The 22,605-nt window shown below is 61.1% G+C and carries 18 protein-coding genes; 6 read left to right on the top strand and 12 right to left on the bottom strand.

Features of this window, described 5'->3' with window-relative positions; translation table 11 throughout:
- Window positions 1-5 precede the first annotated feature (5 nt).
- Window positions 6-977, bottom strand: a complete 972-nt coding sequence (locus ACI77D_RS19650) for an aliphatic sulfonate ABC transporter substrate-binding protein (RefSeq protein WP_407017294.1) — start codon at window positions 975-977, stop codon at window positions 6-8.
- Between the two features lie 319 nt (window positions 978-1,296).
- Between ACI77D_RS19650 and ACI77D_RS19645 the strand changes: the two genes are divergently transcribed.
- On the top strand, window positions 1,297-1,512 hold the full coding sequence (locus ACI77D_RS19645; protein WP_003173733.1) for a molybdopterin-binding protein: 216 nt from the start codon (window positions 1,297-1,299) through the stop codon (window positions 1,510-1,512).
- Window positions 1,513-2,183: 671 nt separating this feature from the next.
- On the opposite strand, the gene ACI77D_RS19640 is transcribed toward ACI77D_RS19645, so the two are convergent.
- From ACI77D_RS19640 to ACI77D_RS19620, 5 genes are all read right to left on the bottom strand, one after another.
- Window positions 2,184-5,531 (bottom strand): hypothetical protein, encoded by a 3,348-nt coding sequence (locus ACI77D_RS19640; protein WP_064452239.1) that lies wholly within the window; start codon window positions 5,529-5,531, stop codon window positions 2,184-2,186.
- 94 nt (window positions 5,532-5,625) lie between these two features.
- Window positions 5,626-6,771, bottom strand: a complete 1,146-nt coding sequence (locus ACI77D_RS19635; RefSeq protein WP_064452240.1) for a MalY/PatB family protein — start codon at window positions 6,769-6,771, stop codon at window positions 5,626-5,628.
- Between the two features lie 59 nt (window positions 6,772-6,830).
- Window positions 6,831-7,424: an FMN-dependent NADH-azoreductase gene (locus ACI77D_RS19630; protein WP_259762586.1), complete on the bottom strand. Its 594-nt coding sequence runs from the start codon at window positions 7,422-7,424 to the stop codon at window positions 6,831-6,833.
- Window positions 7,421-7,861, bottom strand: a complete 441-nt coding sequence (locus tag ACI77D_RS19625) for an N-acetyltransferase family protein (RefSeq protein WP_407017293.1) — start codon at window positions 7,859-7,861, stop codon at window positions 7,421-7,423. The genes ACI77D_RS19630 and ACI77D_RS19625 overlap by 4 nt, the downstream gene beginning before the upstream one ends.
- Entirely contained in the window at window positions 7,854-8,330 is a 477-nt protein-coding gene (locus tag ACI77D_RS19620; protein WP_064452243.1) for a carboxymuconolactone decarboxylase family protein, read from the bottom strand. Before ACI77D_RS19620 ends, ACI77D_RS19625 begins: the two co-directional genes overlap by 8 nt.
- 131 nt (window positions 8,331-8,461) lie before the next feature.
- On the opposite strand from ACI77D_RS19620, the gene ACI77D_RS19615 reads away from it, so the two are divergent.
- Entirely contained in the window at window positions 8,462-9,847 is a 1,386-nt protein-coding gene (locus tag ACI77D_RS19615) for a PLP-dependent aminotransferase family protein (RefSeq protein WP_407017326.1), read from the top strand.
- A gap of 45 nt (window positions 9,848-9,892) precedes the next feature.
- On the opposite strand, the gene ACI77D_RS19610 is transcribed toward ACI77D_RS19615, so the two are convergent.
- The 6 genes from ACI77D_RS19610 to ACI77D_RS19585 all read right to left on the bottom strand — a co-directional run bounded on the left by ACI77D_RS19610 (window position 9,893) and on the right by ACI77D_RS19585 (window position 15,969).
- On the bottom strand, window positions 9,893-10,969 hold the full coding sequence (locus ACI77D_RS19610; protein WP_064452255.1) for a nucleoside hydrolase: 1,077 nt from the start codon (window positions 10,967-10,969) through the stop codon (window positions 9,893-9,895).
- Between the two features lie 28 nt (window positions 10,970-10,997).
- Entirely contained in the window at window positions 10,998-12,308 is a 1,311-nt protein-coding gene (locus ACI77D_RS19605) for an MFS transporter (protein ID WP_407017292.1), read from the bottom strand.
- Window positions 12,309-12,630: 322 nt separating this feature from the next.
- The gene (locus tag ACI77D_RS19600; RefSeq protein WP_407017291.1) at window positions 12,631-13,263 is read right to left on the bottom strand and encodes an N-carbamoylsarcosine amidohydrolase; all 633 of its coding nucleotides are present in this window, start codon (window positions 13,261-13,263) and stop codon (window positions 12,631-12,633) included.
- Window positions 13,264-13,274: 11 nt separating this feature from the next.
- Window positions 13,275-14,027, bottom strand: coding sequence for an Asp/Glu racemase (locus ACI77D_RS19595; RefSeq protein WP_016977977.1), 753 nt, complete (start codon window positions 14,025-14,027; stop codon window positions 13,275-13,277).
- A 14-nt stretch (window positions 14,028-14,041) separates the two neighbouring features.
- Window positions 14,042-14,839: an alpha/beta fold hydrolase gene (locus ACI77D_RS19590; protein WP_064452258.1), complete on the bottom strand. Its 798-nt coding sequence runs from the start codon at window positions 14,837-14,839 to the stop codon at window positions 14,042-14,044.
- Window positions 14,836-15,969, bottom strand: coding sequence for an FAD-dependent monooxygenase (locus ACI77D_RS19585; RefSeq protein WP_064452259.1), 1,134 nt, complete (start codon window positions 15,967-15,969; stop codon window positions 14,836-14,838). The genes ACI77D_RS19590 and ACI77D_RS19585 overlap by 4 nt, the downstream gene beginning before the upstream one ends.
- 307 nt (window positions 15,970-16,276) lie before the next feature.
- Between ACI77D_RS19585 and ACI77D_RS19580 the strand changes: the two genes are divergently transcribed.
- The 4 genes from ACI77D_RS19580 to ACI77D_RS19565 all read left to right on the top strand — a co-directional run bounded on the left by ACI77D_RS19580 (window position 16,277) and on the right by ACI77D_RS19565 (window position 22,262).
- Entirely contained in the window at window positions 16,277-17,329 is a 1,053-nt protein-coding gene (locus ACI77D_RS19580; protein ID WP_064452260.1) for a 2,5-dihydroxypyridine 5,6-dioxygenase, read from the top strand.
- A gap of 191 nt (window positions 17,330-17,520) precedes the next feature.
- Window positions 17,521-17,955 (top strand): MarR family winged helix-turn-helix transcriptional regulator, encoded by a 435-nt coding sequence (locus ACI77D_RS19575; protein ID WP_053256240.1) that lies wholly within the window; start codon window positions 17,521-17,523, stop codon window positions 17,953-17,955.
- Between the two features lie 291 nt (window positions 17,956-18,246).
- On the top strand, window positions 18,247-18,738 hold the full coding sequence (locus tag ACI77D_RS19570; protein ID WP_221294639.1) for a (2Fe-2S)-binding protein: 492 nt from the start codon (window positions 18,247-18,249) through the stop codon (window positions 18,736-18,738).
- On the top strand, window positions 18,735-22,262 hold the full coding sequence (locus ACI77D_RS19565) for a molybdopterin cofactor-binding domain-containing protein (RefSeq protein ID WP_407017290.1): 3,528 nt from the start codon (window positions 18,735-18,737) through the stop codon (window positions 22,260-22,262). Before ACI77D_RS19570 ends, ACI77D_RS19565 begins: the two co-directional genes overlap by 4 nt.
- The last annotated feature ends 343 nt before the right edge of the window (window positions 22,263-22,605 follow it).

The following is a 22,605-nucleotide window of genomic DNA, read 5'->3' as shown; positions in this document are numbered from 1 at the left end:
TCCCCTTACTGCTTTGGCAGCGCCTGGCCGAAAGAGGTGTCGATCAATTGGTCGATCACCTGGTCCACGTTCACGCCACGGCGCACCAATTCCTCGGACACCAGGATCGGCGCAGCGGCCTTGGATGACAGCACATCCTGGGCGCTCAGCAACGGGCTGCCGAGGTCTGTGCGCGACAGTTGCAGCTTGGCCACTTCCAGCGGCAGGCCGGCTTCGTCGGCGAGCAGTTTGGCGAACTCATCCGGGTGTTTCACTGCCCAGTCGCGGGCTTTTTCATAGGCGCCGAGCACCTTGCTGATGGTCTGCGGATGCTCCTTGGCGTACTGCTCGGTGACGCTGACCACGCCGTAGCTGTTGAAGTCCTTGTTGCGGTACAGCAGGCGTGAGCCGGCCTGAATTTCACTGGCGGCCATATGCGGGTCTAGACCGGCCCAGGCGTCTACGTCGCCTTTTTCCAGCGCCGTGCGGCCGTCGGGGTGTTGCAGGTGCACCAGCTCGACGTCGTCTTTTTTCAGCCCGGCTTGTTGCAGGCTGCGCAGGGTGAACAGGTACGGGTCGGTGCCTTTGGTGGCGGCGATTTTCTTGCCTTTCAGATCCGTCACGCGCTTGAACGGCGAGTCTTTGCGCACCACCAGTGCGGTCCACTCGGCGCGGCTGTAGACGTACACCGATTTGATCGGGCTGCCATTGGCGCGGCTCAACACCGCCGACAGGCTGGCGGAAGAGGCAAAGTCGACGCCGCCGCTGTTGAGGTATTCCAGCGAGCGGTTGCTGCCTTGGCTCAGTACCCAGCCGACTTTGCTGTTCGGCAGCGCTTGTTCCAGCCAGCCGAAATGCTTGAGCACCAGGCTGACCGGTGAGTAGTAGGCGTAATCCAGGTTGACTTGCGCGGGGTCGGCTTCGGCGGCGAAGGCTTGCGGTTGCACACACAAGATGAGGGCGCAGGCGCCCAGTAAGCGTTGGGTGAAGGGTTTCATGGAACAGCTCCGGACAAGGCGGTGAGAGAAGGCTTTTCTTATATTCAGAAAATTGAAATGACATGTTCCATCATGCTCAATCGGAATATGCAGTCTCTGTGCCATCTGTTGTCGGGGCGTATTTGCTGGGGTTCAGGTCAATTGTGTTGTGGTGTGAGAGGGCAGTGTGTTGATCCGCTGTTGCCAGGTGAACAGTGCGTATATATCCATATCGAATAAATAAATAGTTATATATTCCTTTTAATGGATGATTGAGTGGCGCATTTTGAGGGCCTGCGCATTCGTGCGGATTGACCCAACAGCCAAAAGGAAAGCCGACATGACTATTAAAGCGATCAACGTGCGCAACCAGTTCAAGGGCGTGATCAAGGAAATTCTGCTGGGGGAAGTGGTGTCCGAAATCGACGTGCAGACCGCGTCCGGCATCGTCACCTCTGTGATCACCACCCGCTCGGTGCGTGACCTGGAATTGAAAGTGGGCAGCGAAGTGATTGCCTTTGTGAAGTCGACCGAAGTGTCCATCGCCAAGCTGTAAACCCCGATCATTTGGGGGAGCTGGCTTGCCTGCGATGCGGACACCTCGGTCCACCAAGTACACCGAGTTGATGCTATCGCAGCGGTTCGGCGGTTCGACAAGCCAGCTCCCACATTTGATTAGGTTCAGCTTCCAAGATCAGGTCGGCTGTCAGGCCGCCTCGGTTTTGCTTTTGATCTAACCACTCAGGTCGGCTACCAGGCCGCCGTGCTCTGCTTTTGATCTTGATCTGTTTTTGATTTTGATCTTAGGCGCCCCGTTAACCACGCTGGCCGAACGCAGGCTTTGGAGCGTGGGTAACCCGGCAGGACGCCGGGTTAGCCGCGATGGGCCAAGGATGGCCCATGGCGGCGGCCCACGGTCCAAAGCCTGCGTGAGGGCACACCGAGCCTAGGCGAGGTGCCGAGTGGTGGGGCAAGAGCCCTTTTGGTCACTTTTGGGGCTCTTTTCCAAAAGTGACCCGCCGTAAGGGCGGAACCCATGTCAGCCGTGACCCAAACAACGGATATGCACTCAGCGCCCCCCGACAACCACAGCACTCAACCCGTAAAGAAAGATGTGTAGATACCTATGCTGCGATATCGGTTTATCAGTCACATGGATGGTGAACGCGAAGCCGTCATCGCAGGCAAGCCAGCTCCCACATGGAGAGAGGCCCGCCTGCCTGGCCGTTAGTTAATGCGCGGGCCACCGCCGCCGGGTGCATGGGGTTGTGGTCGCTCCGGCGGCGCATCACTCGGCAAGCTTTTCGGCGGTGTGTTCGGGTCTTCGTAATGCTTGTGCAAGTCCCCGTCCAGTCGGTTACTCGAGGAGCCACCTTTTTGCGGGGTCTCGTCAAAGTGTTCCCACTCCGATTGCTGGAAGCGAAAAATACTGTCGTCGGTCGGCGTGTCGCGGCCTTTGTAGTGGTGGATTTCGTAGTGGGCGTATTCGACCTTGTCGGCCCAGTTGTCCTGCAATAAACCGTCGCCGGCTAGGTCGCGGTACCAGTCGTTTTCTTTCTCGGTGGCTTTCTGTTTTTTGTTGTGGTCGACAAAGTAGCCGATGATCCCGCCGACTACCGCCAGCACCACACCCACCAGGAACAGCGGCCCGGTCAATGCCGCCGCCGTGCCCGCGCCAAACAGTGCGGCGGCGCCGAGCACCCCGGCCGATGCGCCGAACGCACCGCCCGCCACTTGCAGGCCACCCGCCGCCTGGGCCAGCGGGTCTTTGCTGTCGACCCCACTCTTGATCGCCAGGGCGCCCAACACGATATCGGCAAAACCCCCGACGATATCCGTGGCCGGGCCCAGGACCTTGATCACCGAACCGGCAATCTTCGCCGACTTGGACGCACCCAACTTGGCCGCGCCTGCTGCCGCCAGGCCGTCATCCAGGTGAGTGGCCAGGCCTTCGGTGGCCTCGGTGACGGCTTTGTCGCCCTCGCCGAACATTGTCGAGATGCCGTCGTACTGGCTGTCGGGCACGGCATCGAGGGCACTGGTAATCTTGGCTTTGACGTCGCTTGGCAACTCGTTGACGCGAAACTCGAAGTTAGGCTCCTGCAGCCCGTTCTTGCCCCAAATCTCCGGCAAGGTCTTGTCCAGGCCGAGGAAGTCCACCAGGCCGCCTTTGCCCAAGGTCTCGCCGATCTTGTCGCCCAGGCGCACAAAGTGGCTGGAACCGCCGGCAAAGCTGAGGAAATCCTTGGCGATGGACATCCGCTGCGCCGGGGTTTCACCGAGCTTGCCGCCTTTGCCCACCAGTTGGTAAATCGCTGAAAACAGCGTCACGCCGGCGCCGAGGGAGCCAAGAATGCCCTTGCTGTTAAGGGTGTTGAAGACCTCGCCGAGCATGCCGCGATCGGCCACTGCGATATAGGGTTTGTTCAGTGCGCTTTTCAGGTCGGCTTCGCTGATGGAGCCGTTGTTCTTGTAGACCTCACCCAACTCTTCCAGAGCCTTGGTCACCCCGGCCGACTTTTCCTTGCCCTGCAAGCCTTCGTTGAGGAACTTCTCGAGGGTTTCCTGGGTACGGCGCGGCAGGTCGAGCAGGGTGCCTTTCAATACACCCTTGAGCAGGCCGAACAGGTCCTTGGTGGCCAGTTCCTTGTTCTCGTCGGAGATCTTGCTCGGGTCCGAAAGAATCGCATTGAGGTCGGTGGTCAAACCATCGGCCTGGATATTCTGCGCCGCTTTGCTGGCCGCTTCGGGATCGAACAGTGACAGCGAGGTCAGGGTGTCGCTCAGGTCTTTTTGCGCCTCGGAGGTCTTGCCCTGGTTTTGCAGGTCCTTGAGGTACAGCACGTAATCCGGGTTGGATGTGAGGTCCAGCAGCTTCTGCTTGATCTCGTCCTTGTTCGGCAGCTTGTTGATCGCGTCGTCCATCTTCGACTTGTAGTCGGCCTGCACGGTCGGGTCTTTGAAAAGTTCGCCGATCTGCTGTTGCACGGCCTTGCCGTCGATGATGTCGTGCATGTCGGCCGAGGTCAGCTCGGTCTGCTTGTCATCGAACTCGCGCCAGGTGGTGTTGAACGGGCGCTTGGATTCTTCGTAGCCGGTGATGCCGTGGCCATTCTGGTAGGCGGCCTGGGCTTCCAGGGCGCGGACCAGCTTGGCCCGCGGGTCATCCTTGGGAATCGAGCCGTCTTTGACGCCGGCGCGGTAGGTGTCGATCAGTTGGGTGGTGGCCAGTTCGCTGACGCTCAGGGTTGGCGACTTGTCGTCTTTTTCATCGGCGTGCACGCCGGTGTCCATGTTCAGCACATCCAGGTCAGCGGACTTGGGCAGGTTGTGCTTCGTGCGGGTGTCATCGACTGCACCGGCACTGAAGGCGTCCCACTTGGCCTTGACGTCATCGTAGAGCTGCGGGCTCAGTTCCTTGGACACGATGACTTTGCCTTCGCTGGTCTCGTAGCGGATCAGGCCATCGCCCAGTTCATCGGGGGAACCAAAGGTGATGTCGGTATTTTTCAGGAAGTCATTCGGCCCCGCCAGCTTGTAGCCTTCGCTTTCGCTGGTGTGGATTTTGTCCCAGGTGTCATGCGCGGTGGCGACACTCTTGAACAGCTCGGGGCTGACATTCGAGGACACCACCACCTTGGTGCCGTCATGGAGTTCGTAGGTGAGGATGCTGTCTTTCTGGTCGTTGTTCCAACTGAACGTCTTGTAGTCATTCAGGCCCGGCACTGGCGTGTTGGCGTCGGCCAGTGTCGCGCCGTTATTCAGTTCGCCTTCCACCACGGCCTTCTTGCCCGGGTCGGTATAGACCTCGTGCAGGCCGGCCAGGTAGTCGAACAGCTTGGGGTTGTCATCACGGGCCACGACCATTTTCTGGCCGTTGCTTTCGAAGCGGATCAGCCCCGGGCCGACTTCATCGACCGGGCCGACGGTGGTGCCACCATACGGCGGCCACACTTCGTTATCGCTGGCGCGCTTGTAGCCGGCGTCTTCGCTGCTGGTGAGGCCGGTGAAACTCGCATAGTCGTCCTTGGCTTTCTGGAAGGCTTCGGGGTTGTCACGCTGGCTGATAACGACCTTGGTGCCGTCCTGGGTTTCATAGCGGATCACGCCGGGGCCGGTTTCATCAGGCGGGCCGAGAGATTTGTAATCGGCGAGTTTTTCCGGTGCCTTGCCGTCCGCGCCCAGGCTCTGGTAACCGGCGTTCTGGCTGGCAACCACGCCGGAGAGGGACTTGAAGTCTGCGCTGACTTGCTTGAACAGGTCCGGGCTGTCGTGCTCGCTGACGATGACCTTCTTGCCGTCCTGGGTCTCGTAACGAATCAGCCCCGGGCCCACTTCATCCGGCGGGCCGATGGCCTTGTAGTCAGACAGAGCAGGTGGCGGCGTGGCGTCCTTGGCCGCCAGTTCGTAGCCTTGTTGCTTGCTGGCATCGAGCCCCGATGGCGTCTTGTCCTGGGACTCGACTTTCTTGTTTGCACTGTTCTTGAGTAGCACATGGAACGCTGCGGCTGACTTAAGCGGCGTACCGGGAAGGGATTTGGGGTCGGACGAACGATCAAGGGGCTGGGTCGCCATGCCATGGAACTCCTGCTGTTGCCGGTGGGACTGAAAGGCAAAAACAGTAACAGCAGGGGTTCGGCACTCGCTGCGAAACGTTGTGAATTGCGCCCTAACGGTGACGCAGTGCGTGCGCCATGCGTTGCAGGCCTTCTTCGAGCATCGCCCGTGGGCAGCCGAAGTTCAGGCGTACAAACTGCTGGCTGTCATCGCCGAATTCGATGCCTGCGCTCAAGCCGACCTTGGCCTGTTCCAGGAAGAATTGCTGTGGGTCATCCAGGCCCAGGGCGCTGCAATCCAGCCAAGCCAGAAAGGTGCCCTGAGGGGCATGCATCACCACACCCGGCAAACGGGTTTGCACGGCATTGAGCAGATAGTCACGGTTGGCTTGCAGGTACTGCACCAGCGCGTCCAGCCAGTCGCTGCACTGGCTATAGGCGGCGCGGGTGGCTTCCAGGCCCAGCGGGCTGACACTGTCGACCATGCCGCAGCGGGCATTATTGAAGCGCTCGCGCACCTCGGCGTTCTGCACCACGGCAAAGCAGGTCTTCAAACCGGCCACGTTGTAGGCCTTGCTCGCCGACATCAGGGTAATGGTGCGCTGGGCGATTTCGGGACTGAGGCTGGCGGTAGGGATGTGGCGGCGGCCATCGAAGCACAGTTCGGCATGGATTTCGTCGCTGATGATCAGCGCGCCGTTTTCCAGGCAGGCGTTGGCCACGGCGAGCAGTTCTTCGCGGGGGAAGACTTTGCCCATGGGGTTGTGCGGGTTGCTCAGCAACAGTGCACCGGCGCCGGTCAGTGCCTGGCGTATCGCGGGCATTGGTGTGATGTATTCGCCGTTGATCAGTTCGAACGGCACTTCGATACGCGGCAGGTTCCAGTGACCCGGTGCCAAGCGGATCGGCCGGTAATTGGGGGTTTGCAGCACCACCGGTTGGCCCGGTTGCACAAACGCATGCAGGGCCATATTGAAGCCGGGCTCGACGCCGGGCAGGAACAACAGCTCTTCAGGCTGCACGCGCCAGGCGTATTTGGCCCACAGGTCAGCGACGATGGCTTCGCGCACGTCCGGGCCGGCGACGCTGTAGCCAAGGATTTGCTGATCAAGGCGAGCATGCAGCGCGTGCAATATCGCGGGTGGCGCGGCGATATCCATGTCGGCGATCCACATCGGCAAGATGTCTTGCGGGTAGCGGCTCCACTTGGTGCTGCCGGTGCCGAGGCGGGGGTGGATCGTGTCGAAATCAAAGCTCATGGGCGGCTCGTATCAGAGAGGCAGGTGCAAGAATGGCGCTGATTCTAGCGCCATTAATTTTATAGGCCAGTGCTGATTGCCTGCGACAATTGTCGGTGTGCCTGTTCCACCGCCCGGGCGACCGCTTGTTCTCCGCGCACCATGGCGCCCAGGTAGACGAAATCCACGCTGTGGATGCCCACCGTCGACAGGATCGCGGTCAGATACGGTGTCAGGAAATCCGGCTCATGCCCCTTGCGTGAATTGCCGCAACTGACCAGCACAAACGTACGCCGATCCTTGAGTAACCCGACTTTTTCGAACTGTGCATTCACCGTGAAACTGCGATGAATACGCACCACATGGTCGATCCAGCCCTTGAGCGCCGCCGGCACGGTGAAATTGTGCACCGGGGTGCAGAGGATCAGCAGGTCACAGGCTTCCAGCTCGACGATCAATTGTTCCGACAACGCCGTCGCGTTGCCGCTTAAGCCGCCAGGCGTGGTGAGTGCATTCGCATACTCACGGGTCAGCGGCGGCAATGCCTGGCCGCCGTAATCGCGCTCGCTGACCTCGGCGCCCGGTACCACGTCATCCAGCAGCGCGCGGGCCAGCTTGAAGGTCTGCGCGGCCTTGCCGTGGGGGCTGAAGCTGAGTAACAGGGCGCGGGTCATTGGCCCAGGTCCTGGGAAAAATGCATGCCGCGCGGCAACAAGCCTTGACGGAAGTAGAAACGCTGGGCCAGGACCATATGCAAGCCGGTGTCCAACACCAGGTAGCGATAACCCCGGGTGCGGGTTTCTTCGCGCACCCGCTCGAGCAGTTGCTCGCCCAGGCGTCGACGTTGCAAAGCCGCATCGACCACCAGGTCATCGACATAGATAAACCGCCCGTAGAGGGTGTTTTCGGTCAGCCGGTAGCCGGCCAGGCCGATGACCCGGCCGTGCTCGCGCGCGGCCAGCAAGTGGTAGCCATTTTGGCGCTGGCGCTGGACTTGTTCCGCGAAGCTGATGGCGTCGGTCAGGTGCGGCCGCAGTTGCTGCATCAGCGCAAAGCTGGCGATGCAGTCGGCCTCGGTTTCCATCGGCGCGAATTCGACGTGCTCATTCATCGTTGAGGTTCTCCTGATGGGCCTTGACCGCCGTCGGCACTTTGCGAAAGCTGATGGCGACGCGGTTCAAAGCGTTCATCAGGGAAATGGCCAGGGTCAGGTCAGCGACTTCCTTCTCGCTGAACATTGCCGCCACGCTGACGTAATCCGCTTGCGGCACCTGGGTTTGCGCGACCTGGGTGACCACCTCGGCCCAGGCCAGGGCGGCACGTTCACGCGCGGTGAACAGCGGCAATGCTTCGTGCCAGGCCGCCAGTAGCATGATTTTTTCCAGGCTCACGCCTTGCTTGAGCAGGTCGCGCGAATGCGAGTCCAGGCAATAAGCGCAGCCGTTGAGTTGCGAGACCCGCAGGTACACCAGTTCAATCAATTCTTTCTCCAGGCCGCAGCCATGGATATAGCTGTGGACTGATCCCAGGGCTTTGTAACCTGCAGGGGCGGCTTTGGCGTAATCGAGACGGTGTTTCATGGGCGATCCTTGTTTGCGTAAGGGATGCGCCATTTTCGGTGGCGGCACGGCCGCTCAACAGGGGCATGATTGGACAAGTGGGTTGGGACATGATCAGACTCCGCTTTGTCATTCTGCCGAGCCTGTTTGCGATGTCGTCACTGCCCAAATACCAGGAAATCTACCGCCGCTTTCGTCTGGCCATTGATCAGGGCCAGCTTGGCCCGGGTGATCGCGTGCCGTCGGTGCGCAGCCTTGCGCTGGAACTCAAGGTGGCGCGCGGAACGGTGGAAGCGGCTTATCAACTGTTGGTCAGTGAGGGTTTCTTTGAGGCGCGGGGGCAGGCGGGCACCGTCATTTCCAGGGCATTGCCGCAGGTTGCGATGAAACCGCAGCCGGCCGCACTGCCGCAGGCCTCGGCAACCCCGGCGTTGCAAATGGGGCAGCCGGCGCTGGATGCGTTCCCGCGCAAACTGTGGGCACGACTGGTCACCCGGCAGGTGCGCCGCACCGATGCCGACAGCCTGGGCATGGGCGACGTGCGTGGCGCCCAGGCGTTGCGTGTGGCGATTGCCAGCTACCTGGCGTTGTACCGGGGCGTGGAATGTACGCCACAGCAGGTATTTGTGTGCTCAGGCTATGCGGGGTGCCTGACGCTGGTGTGCGATGCGCTGCAGATGGCGGGGCAGCGTTGCTGGTATGAAGACCCGGGTTATCTGCACGCACGGCAGCTATTGATCCATCAAGGTGTTGAGCTGGTGCCGGTGCCGGTGGATCGGGATGGACTGGATGTCGGGCAGGGCATCCAGCGTGATCGGCAGGCGCGACTGGCGGTCGTGACCCCGGCCCATCAGAGCCCCCTGGGCGTGGCGTTGAGCTGGGCGCGGCGGCAGGCTTTGCTGGCCTGGGCGCAGGAGCAGGGCAGTTGGGTGGTAGAGGATGATTACGACAGTGAGTTTCGCTACCAGGGGCAGCCGTTGGCGGCGCTCAAGAGTCAGGATGTGCAAGACCGGGTGATCCATGTCGGGAGCTTCAGCAAAATGCTGTTTCCGGGGTTGCGGCTGGGCTATCTGGTGGTGCCCGCGCAGTTGGTGGAGGCTTTCGAGCACAGCGCCCACGCGTTGCAACAGCGCAGTGCGCAGTTATTGCAGCTGACGGCGGCGGATTTTCTGGAACAGGGCCATTTCACCCGACACCTGAAAAAGATGCGCCTGTTGTATGCGCAGCGCCGAGGGTTTTTAGTGGAGGCGTTACGCGTGCATTGCGCGGCGTTTTTGCGCGTGGATGAGCAAGCCGGGGGGATTAATCTGTTGGCGCGGTTGGTGGTGGCGGTGCCGGACCACGTTGTCGCCGAGGCGGCGAATCGCGAAGGCCTTGCCCTTCAAGCGTTATCGCAGTGGATGCTTGAACCGGGGCGCGAGCAAGGCTTATTGATGGGCTTCACCAATGTCGTAACAGCGCAGCAGGCGACGGATGTGGCCCTGAAATTGTCCGGCATTCTACAGGCCTGCCTCAATCCAGCGTCGGGCCGTCCGTGACTGAAAGGATGATCGCTCCCACGCCAGGTGGGAGCGATCCGCCGGTCAGTGTTTGACCGGGGTTGGCAATGTCACGAGGTTGACGTAGCCGTCCCAGAACTTCTGCTGATCGACGCCAAACACCACGTTGGCTTTCTGCGTACCGACCGGTGCGCCTTTTTTGTAGCCCAGTGCACGGCCGTAGTCGGCGCCAAAGGTCGCATCTACGTCCACCCACAACTCGCGGGATTCGGTGACGATTTGCGGGTTGACCAGGAACAGTGCGGGCAAACTGTCCCAGGTAAAGCTGTGGTAGCTCGGGTCTTTGTCGAACAGCGGCCCGAACTCGTGCTTGTAGAGGTCGGCAATCGCGCCTTTCTGGGCAATCACGCGCTGGTAAACCGATTTGTCGAAGGTGACTTTCTCGCACACATCATTCGGGAAAATCACGTGTTCGATCGGTGAGCGCAACACGATCTTCGCGGCCTCCGGGTCGAACCACCAGTTGAATTCCGCCGCCGGCGTGGTGTTGCCCGGGATCTCCAGAGCGCCGCCCATGTACACGATGCGCTTGATCAGCGGCACGATGTCCGGCGCCGAGCGAATCGCCAGGGCGACGTTGGTCAACGGGCCGACGGCGAGAATGGTCACCTGGTGCGGGTTGGCCCGCACGCTTTCGACGATGAACTGTGCGGCCGTTTCACTGCGCAACTGGGTGTGGGTCGCCAGGCCATCCGGTGGCGCGATCAGTTGTGAGGCCGAGGTAGGGCGCGGGTGTTTGAACGCCCCCGGCCAGCCGGAGCCAAACAGCGCTTTCTCTGCCTCGTAAGTGGCGTAGTCATGCAGCAGCGGGTAGGCGGCGCCCGAGTAGACGCCCACCTCGTTCTCCACCCCCATGCGTTCCACAGCCTTGAGGGCATCGACTTGTTCCTGGTCGACCCAGGCGTTGCCGCTGACGAGCGTCATGCCCAGCAGGTCGATGCGTTTTTGCGCATGCAACTGGGCGAGCATGATAAAGGCCTGGCCGTCATCGTTGAGCACGTTGAAGTCGGTGTCGAAGATGACTTTTTCAGCCGCCTGCGCGGTGCCGGCACACAGGCCGACGGCGACAATCAGGGCACAGCTTTTAAGGAAAGCTTGCATGGTGATTCATCCGAAAAAATTGTTGTTGTTAACGGTTCACCAGTTTCGCCGGTAAGGCGATGACCAGGAAGCTGCTGAGGATCAGGCACTCGGCGAAGAACCACAAGGCGCCCGCACTGCTGCCTGTGACGTCGATCGCTACGCCCATCAACGAGTTACTCACCAGGCCTGCGATATTCGCCAGCGAGCACGCCAGGGCAAAACCGGTGGCCGCCGCCGTGCCTTTGAGAAAGGTCGCCGGCAGGCTGAAAAACACCGGCACGGCGCCGATGATCGCGGCCGAGGCGATGGCGAACAACAGCACCGTGGCAACCACGTTATGGGTGAAGAATGTGCTGGTGGCCATCGCCGCCGCGCCGATCAGAAACGGCACGATGATGTGCCAGCGGCGTTCGCGGTGTTTGTCGGAGCTGGCGCCGATCAGCAGCATGCCGAGCAAGGCCGCCACGCTCGGCAACGCAGTGAGCATGCCGATATGGAAGGTGTCGGTGATGCCCGCATTGCGGATGAATGTCGGCATCCAGAAACCCATGGCGTAGGCGCTGAGCAGGATCGAAAAATCGATACCGCCAAGCATCCACACTTTGAGATTGAAGAAGCCGTCGCGGAAGCTGTGCTTGCTGCCGGTGGCGTCCGCGTCGTCCTTGCGCAGTTCGCTTTCGAGCAGGCTCTTTTCTTCGTCCGACAGCCATTTGGCCTGTTGAAAGGTATTGGGCAGCGCCCAGAATGTCAGCACGCCGAGCAATACACTGGGCACCGCTTCAATCAGGAACAGCCACTGCCAACCACGCAGGCCGCCCATGTTGTCGAAGTGGCCCATGATCCAGCCGGACAGCGGGCCGCCGATCACGCTGGACAGCGGCAGGCCGATCATGAACAGCGCGATGATGCGCCCCCGTCGATGGGTGGGGAACCAGGTGGTGAGGTAATACAGCACGCCTGGCAAAAAGCCCGCTTCGGCGGCGCCGAGCAGAAAGCGCAGGATGTAGAACTGGGTGGTGGAGGTGACCAGCATGGTGCAGGCCGAGAGCAGGCCCCAGGTGATCATGATGCGTGCGATCCAGATCTTCGCGCCGACCCTTTCCAGGACCAGGTTGCTCGGCACTTCAAAGATGATGTAGCCGACGAAGAACAAGCCGGCGCCCAGGCCAAACGCGGTTTCACTGAAGTGCAGTTGGTCGAGCATCTGCAACTTGGCAAAGCCGATGTTGATGCGGTCGAGGTAGGCGGCCAGGTAGCAGAAACACAGGAACGGAATCAGCTTCCAGGTGATGTTGTGGTAAAGCGTGGTAACGGGGTCGGCGACCGTGGTCGCGGGCGCTGCATTCGCAATGGGCATTGGGGTGTCTCCCGGCGGTGACTTATGGTTTTTATACAGCCGCTTTTGTTCGAGCACTTCGGAGTGCTGTAAAAGCGACTTCCAAAGGCAGTGTCAGAAGACTGAGATATTTCTGGTTTGGCATTGACCTGTGGCGAGCGAGCATCTGTGGGCGCTGGCTTGCCTGCGATGGCATCGGCGCGGTGTAACAGTTACACCGCAGCGTGCGCATCGCGGGCAAGCCCGGCTCCCACAGGGATCGGCTCCCATAGGTGAATGCATTTCCAGGCCGGACCTCAGTTTTTTCAAGACCACGCTCTATGGCGCAGTTCTTAATAACGTCTTATTGCTCCCTGAACTTGCTCATCGCCTCCTGCTTGCTCACCACGTCGCCATACTTGCTGTCGATATCGAACAAGTTGGCTTCGTGGGGCGCGGGGTGTCGGTCGCCGACGCATTCGCGCACGACGATGGTGAGAAACCCGTGTTGCACCGCATCCACTGCGGTGGCACGAATGCAGCCGCTGGTGGAACAGCCGGCCAGCACCACGGTGTCGATGCCTTGGGCGTGCAGCATCGGGGCCAGGCTGCTGCCGAAAAATGCACTGGCATATTGCTTGGTGATCACCACTTCATCGGCCCGGGGCAAGACCTCGGGGCAGAACGCCGCGAGTGGGTTGCCTTCGACCATGTCCTTCATCACCGGGGCTTTCTTGACCCAGATGCCACCGTCGGCGAAATGGCCGGGATGGTAGCGGATATTGGTGTGCACCACCGCAATCCCGTGCTTGCGTGCAGTGGCCAACAGTTCGACGCTTTCAGTCACGGCAATTGCAACCTCGGGGGCATATAACGGCGCGCCTTCGGTGGTATAGCCCTGCATGAAGTCGATCATCAGCAGCGCGGCTTTTTTGCCGAAGCCAATGCGGTTGCCCCATACGCCCTGGTAGTTGGCGTCGGCGGATTGTTCGCTCATCGCAAAACTCCTCAATACGCGCCGGAGAGCAGGGCGCCGGCCCCTGGAACGATCGGCTCCAGGTCCAGCGCCTTGAGCATGGCGTAGGTGGTAGCGATGGCGGCGGTGAGCACCGGTTTGCCGGTTTGCGCCTCGACCTTGGCCACGACCGGCAGCGACTGCATCTGCACGCAGGCCGAGAGCACGATCACGTCGACGCCTTCCAGGTTCATACCGGCGACGATGGCCGGCAGGTTGGCCGGGTCGTGGCGCGCCACTTCGAGGTTGTCGGGGATCTCCAGGGCGCGCCAGTCGACCACGTCAAAGCCTTCTTCGCGGATGTAGTTCACCACCAGTTCGGTCAGTGGCTTCATATACGGCGCGACAATTGCGATGCGCTTGGCGCCCATGACTTTCAGGCCTTCGATCAGCGCACCGGCGCTGGTGATGACCGGAGCGTTGGCGTCGTTATCCGCCGTGGCCTTGCGCAGGCGCTGTTCGGAGTTGCGGTGATAACCCAGCCCCATCGCCATGATCGCCACCAGGCAGGCGTAACCCAGCACGTCGACCTTGGCATCGGACAGTTCAACGGCGCAACGGTCGGATTCGCCGTCCATCGCCGCCAGTTCTTCTTTGCGCACTTGCTTCATGCGCATGCGGCTGGAGTGAAAGGTAAAGCGCTCGGGGCGAATCGCCTGGCGCGCAGTGAGCATCGCCGGGATCTCGGTTTCCATGGTGGTGTTGGAACTCGGCACGATCTGGCCGATGCGGTAAGGCTTCTGCATGGTGGTCTCCATTCTTATTGTGTGAGGAAGTCGCCGAGGGCGTGGAAGAAACCCTCGAGGTCATCCCACGGAATCATGTGCCCGGCGTTGGGTACGCGGGCGACCTGGATGGCCGGTTGCAGGTCCTGGATTTCAGCGATGTCCTCGTCGAGGATCACCCCGCCGCGCCCTGCCACCATCAACAGGGCAGGGGCCTTGAGGTGGGGCAGGTCCTGGTGGAAGTCCACCGCGTGAAAGTCATTGAAGGCGCGCACGATGGCGGGTTCATAGCAGGTGTGCAGCCATTCGGCGCGCAGTTGCAGCTGCTCTTGCGTCCAGGTGGCGCAGAAAGCGCGCATCGCCTCGGCATCCATCCCAAGCAGGGACTGGCGGATCGAGTCGACGTACCACGGCAGTTTGCTCGGGTATTCACGCCGACCGGGGCCAGACACCGGCGGGTCGATCAGCACCACGCGGTTTACGCCCTGGGGATGTTTGACGGCACTGCGCACGGCAAAGCGCGCGCCCATGGAATGGCCGACCAAGTGGTAGCTGTCCAGGTTCAGCGCATCGGCAAACGCGCCAATGTCCTCGGCGCAGGTGTCCGCGCTGTAATCCAGCTCGGGGCCGGTGGACGACAGGCCGCGTCCACGTACATCCAGCACATAGGTGTCGAACTGCGCGCCCAGGCGCTGCGCGACAAACCCCCAGGTAATCGCCGGGCTGGTGATGCCCGGGATCAGGATCAGCGCCGGGCCTTTGCCGCCGTAACGCAAGTAGTGCTGGCGAATGCCATTGGCCTGGACGTTACCGCCATACAAAAAGGTGCTCACGCGGCCACCCCCGATTTCAGCTCCTGGGCGTACAGGTCATAGCCGTAGACCCAGGCCGGGTCTTCCTGGGTGCGCAACCAGGTATTGGCGTTGGACACCGCCTGCACGCGGGAGGCGCGCTCCTTGCGGTTGGCTTCATACAGCTCGAACGCCGTGCGGTAGTCGCTGATTCCGGTTTCCTGCAGGCAGCGCGTGAGCATGGCGGCATCTTCAATGGCCATGCCGGCGCCCTGGGCCATGTGCGGTTTCATCGGGTGGCACGCGTCCCCCAGCAATACCAGGCGGCCACGGCTCCACAGTGGGAGTGGGTTGCGGTTGCGCAGCGGCCATTTAGTCACGCTTTCGGTGGACTCGATCAATGCCTGCACGGTGGGGTGATAGCCCTTGAAGGCATCAAACATCTCCTCGCGGCTGCTGTCGACGAACGCGCCCTGGAAGTCCCATTCGGCATGGGGCACGCCGGTGACGTAGTAGTACTCGTCGCGTTTGCCGGTGGTGTAATACACCATCATGTGCCGGTCTTCGGTCCACCACTTGATGCAGTCTTCGAACCTGAGGTCGTACTTGGCCAATTGGTCGCCACGGATCAGCGCGCGGTGCGCCACCCAGCCGCTGTACAGCGGTTTTTCCACGCCGAGCAGTTCTTCGCGAATCTTCGAATTGATGCCGTCGGCGCCGATCACGATGTCGGCGTAGGTCACTTCACCGTCGGCAAAGGTCAGGCGTACCTGGGTGTCGGTTTCCTCGAGGGTATCCAGGCGTTTGTTGAAGTGCAGCGTGCCGGGTTTGAGGGTGGACATTTGCAAGGCGTGCAGGTCGCCACGGTGCACGGTGATGTAGGAGGCGCCGTAGCCGGTGAGGGGAATGCGCGAGAGGTAATCGCCGGTTTCGCCGCAACGGCTGAACCAGTGCTCGGGGTGTGAGCCCATCAAGTCCAGCTGTTGTTCGATGCCCATGCGGCGAAAGATTTTCATGATGTTGGGGCCCATGTGGATCCCCGCACCCAATCGGGAAAACGCTGGCGCCTGCTCGTAGATGTCTACGTCAAAACCGGCTTGCTGCAACAGGGTGGCCGCTGCGGCACCGCCCAGGCCGGCACCGACGATAGCGATTTTTTGTGTGCTTCCCATGGGGCGTGATCCTCTCTCTTTTTGATTTTTGGCGGCGTCTGTCCGCAAGGTTTTTAAAGTGTATACGCTCATTTTTTGAAATGGGAAGCCTGTGCTCGCAAAATAATTTTTTGAGCGTTATGGTCATCTGTAACGCTTTTATCCCTTTATCTGTTGGGTTTGTTTCGTAAGGTAACGTTGTGGTGCGCTACTTGCAGTCCGTCTGCAATTCAGGTCTCATCGTTATTAATTGGCGTATACGCTATATAAATGCACTAAAGTGAAGCGCGGTGCTTGAACGTGGTGCAGCCCAACAGGAGACAGGAAAATGCCGGTAAGCGATTGCGAACTGACCCAGATGTTTGAACACGTGCTGACGCTGTCGAAGGTCGATCCGACCCAGAGCGTTGCCGTGCTCAAGAGCCATTACTCCGACCCACGCACCGTGCGCGCCGCGATGGATGCTGCGCAGCGCCTGGGGGCCAAGGTGTATGCGGTGGAGCTGCCGTCGTTCAACCATCCCAAGGCGATGGGCAATGACATGACCGCCTACTGCGGCGACACCGCGCTTACCGGCAATATTGCCGCCCAGCGTGCGCTGGAAGCGGCTGACCTGGTCGTCGACACCATGATGTTGCTGCACTCGCCGGAGCAGGAGCAGATCCTCAAGACCGGCACCCGCATCCTGCTGGCCGTGGAGCCTCCGGAAGTGCTGGCGCGCATGCTGCCCACAGAAGAAGACAAGGTGCGTGTGCTGGCGGCCGAGCAGTTGCTGAAAAAGGCGCGCTCGATTCACGTCAAATCCCGCGCCGGCAGTGACTTTCGTGCGGCATTGGGGCAGTACCCGTCAGTGACCGAGTACGGTTTTGCCGATGAGCCGGGGCGTTGGGACCACTGGCCCAGCGGCTTCCTGTTCTCCTGGCCCAATGAAGAAACCGCCGAGGGCGTGCTGGTGCTGGACATCGGTGACATCCTGCTGCCGTTCAAGACCTACGCGCGCGAGAAGATCACGCTGGAGATCGAGAAGGGCTTTATCACCAAGATCCACGGCGGCTTCGAGGCTGAATACCTGCGTGATTACATGAAGTATTTCAACGACCCCGAGGTGTACGGCATCTCTCATATCGGCTGGGGTTTGCAGCCACGGGCGCAGTGGACTGCCATGGGGCTGCATGACAAGAACGACGGTATGTGCATGGACGCGCGGGCGTTCTATGGCAATTTCCTGTTCTCCACCGGGCCCAATACCGAGGTGGGTGGGACGCGCAAGACGCCGTGCCATATGGATATTCCGCTGCGGCATTGTGATGTGTATCTGGATGATGAGGCGGTTGTTATCGCCGGTGACGTCGTCGCGCCAGCCGCCTCACTGGCCCGCTGAAGATTCAAAGGTGGGAGCGGGCTTGCTCGCGAAAGCGGTGTGTCAGTTAACAGATTCAGTGGCTGAACCACCGCATTCGCGAGCAAGCCCGCTCCCACAGGGTTGTCCGGGTTTCTTCAGTGAGAAGCTTGAGTCCATGCATTATCCCCGCCATCATGCCTGCCCATCGCTAATCACCCACCGAGCCCGCCGTGCCTGATTCCTACGTTTTCTCTGAACAAGTTGGCCACCTGCTGCGCAAGGCCTACCAGCGCCACCTGGCGATCTTTCAGCAGAATGTCGGCGACTCCCAGCTCACTGCCGTGCAGTTTGTCACCCTGTGCGCGCTGCGCGATCACGGTGCAAGTTCCCTCACCGAACTGGTCAAGGCCACTGCCGTGGACCAGGCGACCATTCGCGGTATTGTCGAGCGGTTAAAGGCCAAGGAGCTGATTACCCTGGAGCCGGACCCGCAAGATAAACGCAAGGTGGTGGTCGACCTTTCCGCTGCCGGTGCCGTGCTGGTAGATCAAACCGTGCCCTGCGCCGCGCAGATCAGCGAGCTGACCATGAGTAACCTCAACCCCGCCGAACGGGTGGCGGTGCTGTTTCTGTTGCGCAAGATGATCGACGACCCGCAGGAATAAGTGTGGCAAGCGGGCTTGCCCCGCGTTGGGCAGTGCAGCAGCCCTAAACTGACCCAGCCGCTGGGTTCTCACTGAAAAAGCGCGGCGGCCTTGATAGGGCCCCTTCGCGCCCCAGCGCGGGCAAGCCCGCTCGCCACAGGGTGTGCCACCATCCGTTGGCATCGTTTTTGCTCTCGGTTCATGTAGTAGTCACTTCACGCATCAAGTGTGTCGCGAGGCCCCAGGCCGGCGACGCTTTTTTTTGACTGTTTCGTGTAGTAGGCACTTCACCAACTGATACAGGCGAAGCGAATGATCAGCCCCCTCATCACGGTAGCGCTTGAGGTCAACGGCCACACCCAAGAAGTCAGCGCCATGGCGGATACGCCGCTGTTGCTGGTGTTGCGCAATGACCTGGCGCTCAACGGCGCCAAATACGGCTGCGGTTTGGGCGAGTGCGGCGCCTGCACTGTGATCATCGATGGCGTGGCGGCGCGTTCTTGTGTGTTCCCATTGTCCGGTGCGGCAGGGCGAGAGATCGTCACTCTCGAGGGCCTGGGGACACGCCAGGCGCCGCATCCGGTGCAACAAGCGTTTATCGATGAGCAGGCCGCGCAATGCGGCTACTGCCTCAACGGCATGATCATGACCGCCAAGGCCTTGCTCGACCGCAACCCCAGCCCCAGCGAAACCGAGGTCCGCAATGAACTCTCGGGCAACCTCTGCCGCTGTGGCACTCATATCGAAATCCTGCGCGCCGTGCTGCGTGCCGCTCACCTCTTGACCGTGGATGGCCGACCATGACCGACACCCCACTTTCCCGTGACCAGTGGCTGGCCAAGGCCGGCGTCTTACTCGTCGTCGATGACGTGTTGCCGCCTTCGGGCCCGGTGGCCAAGGGCGGCACGCCCACCGTGAAACCCAAGGAGCTGGGGCTGTTTATCGCCGTCAACGATGACGGTGTGGTCTATGCGTTCAACGGCCATGTGGATCTGGGCACCGGCATTCGCACCTCACTCGCGCAGATCGTCGCCGAAGAGCTGGACCTGACCCTGGACCAGGTCAAGATGGTGCTGGGGGATACCGAGCGCGCGCCTAACCAGGGCGCGACCATTGCCAGTGCGACCGTGCAGATTTCAGCGATCCCCTTGCGTAACGCTGCGGCCGAGGCGCGACGTTTTTTGCTGGCGCGGGCGGCGGGCCGTTGGGGAGTGAGTACGGGCAGCCTCAAGGTTGAAGCCGGGGTTATCCGCGCACAGGACGGGCGCAGCACGACCTACGGTGAACTGGTCAGCGGCCAGCACGACCAGTTGCGCATCAGCGGTGATGCACCGTTGAAGGCTGTCGAGGATTACCGTCTGGTGGGCCAGGGCGCTGCGCGCGTGGATACCCCTGGCAAGGCCACCGGTGAACTGACTTACGTGCACGACATGCGCGTGCCGGACATGCTCCATGGTCGCGTCATTCGCCCGCCGTATGCCGGGTTGGATTGCGGGGATTTTGTCGGTAACAGCCTGTTAAGTGTGGACGAGACGTCTATCGCAGCTATCCCCGGAATCGTCGCCGTAGTGGTGATTCGGGATTTTGTCGGCGTGGTCGCGTTGCGTGAAGAGCAGGCGATCAAGGCCGCCCAAGCATTACAGGTGCACTGGAAACCCTGGAACAACGCCTTGCCGGACATGAGTGATGTCGAGCAGGCCATCCGCGACAACCCACGGGTGCGCCGCACGGTGCTTGACCAGGGCAATGTCGATGCAGCCCTGGCCGGCGCCAGCCAGCGCATGCCGCGCAGTTACCTGTGGCCGTACCAGATGCATGGCTCGATTGGTCCCTCGTGTGGCGTGGCCGATTACCAGGCAGCCGGGAGTCGGGTGTGGTCCGGCAGCCAGAACCCCCACCTGTTACGGGCGGATCTGGCGTGGTTGGTTGAGTGCGATGAAAACCTGATTGATGTCATCCGTATGGAAGCCGCCGGCTGCTACGGGCGTAATTGTGCCGATGATGTGTGCGCCGATGCCTTACTGTTATCCCGCGCCGTGGGCAAGCCGGTGCGGGTGCAACTGACCCGTGAACAGGAACACCTGTGGGAGCCCAAGGGCACGGCGCAGTTGATGGATGTGGACGGCGGCCTCAACGCCGACGGCAGCATTGCCGGCTATGATTTTGAAACCAGTTACCCCTCCAACGGCGCACCGACCCTGGCACTGTTGCTCACCGGTCGCGTCGAGCCGGTGGCGGCGATGTTCGAGATGGGCGACCGCACCTCGATCCCGCCGTATGACATCGACCACATGCGCGTGACCATCAACGACATGGCGCCCATCGTACGCGCCTCGTGGATGCGCGGCGTGTCGGCCTTGCCCAACACCTTTGCCCATGAATCCTATATCGACGAACTGGCGTTTGCGGCCGGTGTCGACCCGGTGGAATACCGCCTGCGCTACCTCAAGGATGAGCGTGCCATCGACCTGGTGAAGTCCACGGCTGAACGCGCCAATTGGTCACCGCGCACCGCGCCGATGCAAACCGCCAACGAAGACCACCTGCTGCGCGGCCGGGGCTTTGCGTACGCGCGTTATATCCACAGCAAGTTCCCCGGCTTCGGCGCGGCGTGGGCGGCCTGGGTGGCGGATGTGGCCATCGACAAACAGACCGGCGACGTATCGGTGACGCGCGTGGTGATCGGCCATGACGCGGGGATGATGATCAACCCGGCGGGCGTGCAGCATCAGATTCACGGCAATGTGATCCAGTCCACCAGCCGCGTATTGAAGGAGCGCGTGACCTTTGAAGAGTCGACCGTGGCGAGCAAGGAGTGGGGCGGCTACCCGATCCTGACGTTCCCCGAAGTGCCGCAGATCGATGTACTGATGATGCCGCGTCAGGACCAGCCGCCAATGGGCGCCGGTGAATCGGCGTCGGTGCCGAGCGCGGCGGCGATTGCCAATGCGATTTATGACGCCACCGGCATTCGTTTTCGCGAGTTGCCCATCACGCCCGAGCGGGTCTTGGCCGCGCTGAACGCCGGTACGTTGGGCGAACCTGCCAAGTCGCCGGAAAAACGCAAAAAATGGTGGTTCGGTGCGCTGTTTGCAACCTTGGGCGCGGTGCTGGCCACGGCCTGGCCGTTTCAGCCTGAAATTGCACCGATTGCACCGCCAAGTGCCGGCACCTGGTCCAAGGCCACCCTGGAGCGCGGGCGTTTGCTGGCGGCGGTGGGCGATTGTGCGGTCTGCCATACGGCACCGGGCGGGGCGACCAACGCAGGCGGGCTGGCGATGCAGACGCCATTCGGCACGTTGTACAGCAGCAATATCACCCCCGATGTGAAGACCGGGATCGGCGCCTGGTCGTACCCGGCATTCGAGCGCGCGATGCGCGACGGCATTGGCCGCGATGGGCGCAATTTGTATCCGGCGTTTCCCTATACGGCGTTTCGCAATATCAACGATGCCGACATGCAGGCGCTGTATGCCTACCTCATGTCGCAGGCGCCGGTGAGCCAGGCGCCGACGCCGAATGCGATGAATTTCCCGTTCAATATCCGGCCGTTGATGGCCGGTTGGAATGCGCTGAATTTAAGGCGCGCAGAAATTACCCCGCAGCCTGAACGCGGTGAGCAGTGGAACCGCGGCAATTATCTGGTCAATGGTCTGGGGCACTGCGCGGCGTGCCATTCGCCGCGTAACCTGATGGGCGCGGAGAAGGGCGGCAAGGCGTTCCTCGCTGGTGGCCGTGTCGATGGGTGGGAAGCGCCGGCATTGACCGGTTTGTCCAAGGCCCCGACGCCGTGGACTGAAGACCAGTTGTTCAGCTACCTCAGCACCGGTTATTCCGACGCCCATGGCGTGGCGGCGGGGCCGATGGGCCCGGTGGTGAGTGAGCTGTCGAAGTTACCCAAGGCGGATATCCGCGCGATGGCGGTGTATTTGGCTTCGCTCAATGGCGAAGCGACGGCGCAAGCGCAGGTTGTGGCGGCGGCGACTGTACCGAATTCGAATGGCCGTCGCGTGTTTGAAGGGTCGTGCAAGGCCTGTCATGCCGATGGCCTGGGGCCGAAGTTGTTCGGCGTCAGCCCGTCATTGGCGACCAACACCAATGTGCACAGCGACCAGCCGGATAACCTGATCAAGGTGATTTTGCAGGGTATCAGCAACCCGGCGACCAAGGACCTGGGGTATATGCCGGGCTTCAAGGACAGTTTGTCCACTGCTCAAGTGGCGGATTTGGTTGCGTACCTGCGAGGGCAATTTGCGCCGAATGCACCGCGCTGGGAAGGGCTGGAACAGACGGTTGCGCACCTGCGTGCCAACCCCGGCACTCACTGATATGTCCAAGACATTTGAAGATCAACTGTGGTGGCTTGTCTGCGATGGCGGCGGTTCAGTTGATATCTGCACTGACTGACACACTGCTGTCGCAGCATAGGTATCTACGCAACTCTTTGTGTCGCTTTAAGTCTGTGGGGGGGGGGTAGATTGAGTACATATCCGTTGCTGCGGTAACGGCTGCTATTGGTTCCGCTCTTACAGCGGGTCACTTTTTTACAAGAACGCCTAAAAAAGTAACCAAAAAACGCTTTGCCCCACCACTCGGTGCCTCGCCTGGGCTCGGTATGCCCGCACTCCGGCTTGAATCCGTGGGCCGCCGCAATGGGCCATCCTTGGCCCA

The organism is Pseudomonas sp. O39, from assembly GCF_045447295.1.
In the GTDB taxonomy this organism is placed as follows: Bacteria; Pseudomonadota; Gammaproteobacteria; order Pseudomonadales; family Pseudomonadaceae; genus Aquipseudomonas; species Aquipseudomonas antarctica_A.
Note: the sequence above shows the minus strand (reverse complement) of the source record. Positions and strands in the feature narration are given on the sequence as shown.

What these genes read in the sequence shown, in the direction of transcription:
- ACI77D_RS19595 (WP_016977977.1), bottom strand. Translation starts at nt 14,027, where the DNA reads ATGCAGAAGCCTTACCGCATCGGCCAGATCGTGCCGAGTTCCAACACC.
- ACI77D_RS19610 (WP_064452255.1), bottom strand. Translation starts at nt 10,969, where the DNA reads ATGCAAGCTTTCCTTAAAAGCTGTGCCCTGATTGTCGCCGTCGGCCTG.
- ACI77D_RS19605 (WP_407017292.1), bottom strand. Translation starts at nt 12,308, where the DNA reads ATGCCCATTGCGAATGCAGCGCCCGCGACCACGGTCGCCGACCCCGTT.
- ACI77D_RS19570 (WP_221294639.1), top strand. Translation starts at nt 18,247, where the DNA reads ATGATCAGCCCCCTCATCACGGTAGCGCTTGAGGTCAACGGCCACACC.
- ACI77D_RS19645 (WP_003173733.1), top strand. Translation starts at nt 1,297, where the DNA reads ATGACTATTAAAGCGATCAACGTGCGCAACCAGTTCAAGGGCGTGATC.
- ACI77D_RS19600 (WP_407017291.1), bottom strand. Translation starts at nt 13,263, where the DNA reads ATGAGCGAACAATCCGCCGACGCCAACTACCAGGGCGTATGGGGCAAC.
- ACI77D_RS19630 (WP_259762586.1), bottom strand. Translation starts at nt 7,424, where the DNA reads ATGACCCGCGCCCTGTTACTCAGCTTCAGCCCCCACGGCAAGGCCGCG.
- ACI77D_RS19565 (WP_407017290.1), top strand. Translation starts at nt 18,735, where the DNA reads ATGACCGACACCCCACTTTCCCGTGACCAGTGGCTGGCCAAGGCCGGC.
- ACI77D_RS19580 (WP_064452260.1), top strand. Translation starts at nt 16,277, where the DNA reads ATGCCGGTAAGCGATTGCGAACTGACCCAGATGTTTGAACACGTGCTG.
- ACI77D_RS19635 (WP_064452240.1), bottom strand. Translation starts at nt 6,771, where the DNA reads ATGAGCTTTGATTTCGACACGATCCACCCCCGCCTCGGCACCGGCAGC.
- ACI77D_RS19625 (WP_407017293.1), bottom strand. Translation starts at nt 7,861, where the DNA reads ATGAATGAGCACGTCGAATTCGCGCCGATGGAAACCGAGGCCGACTGC.
- ACI77D_RS19650 (WP_407017294.1), bottom strand. Translation starts at nt 977, where the DNA reads ATGAAACCCTTCACCCAACGCTTACTGGGCGCCTGCGCCCTCATCTTG.
- ACI77D_RS19615 (WP_407017326.1), top strand. Translation starts at nt 8,462, where the DNA reads ATGTCGTCACTGCCCAAATACCAGGAAATCTACCGCCGCTTTCGTCTG.
- ACI77D_RS19620 (WP_064452243.1), bottom strand. Translation starts at nt 8,330, where the DNA reads ATGAAACACCGTCTCGATTACGCCAAAGCCGCCCCTGCAGGTTACAAA.
- ACI77D_RS19585 (WP_064452259.1), bottom strand. Translation starts at nt 15,969, where the DNA reads ATGGGAAGCACACAAAAAATCGCTATCGTCGGTGCCGGCCTGGGCGGT.
- ACI77D_RS19640 (WP_064452239.1), bottom strand. Translation starts at nt 5,531, where the DNA reads ATGGCGACCCAGCCCCTTGATCGTTCGTCCGACCCCAAATCCCTTCCC.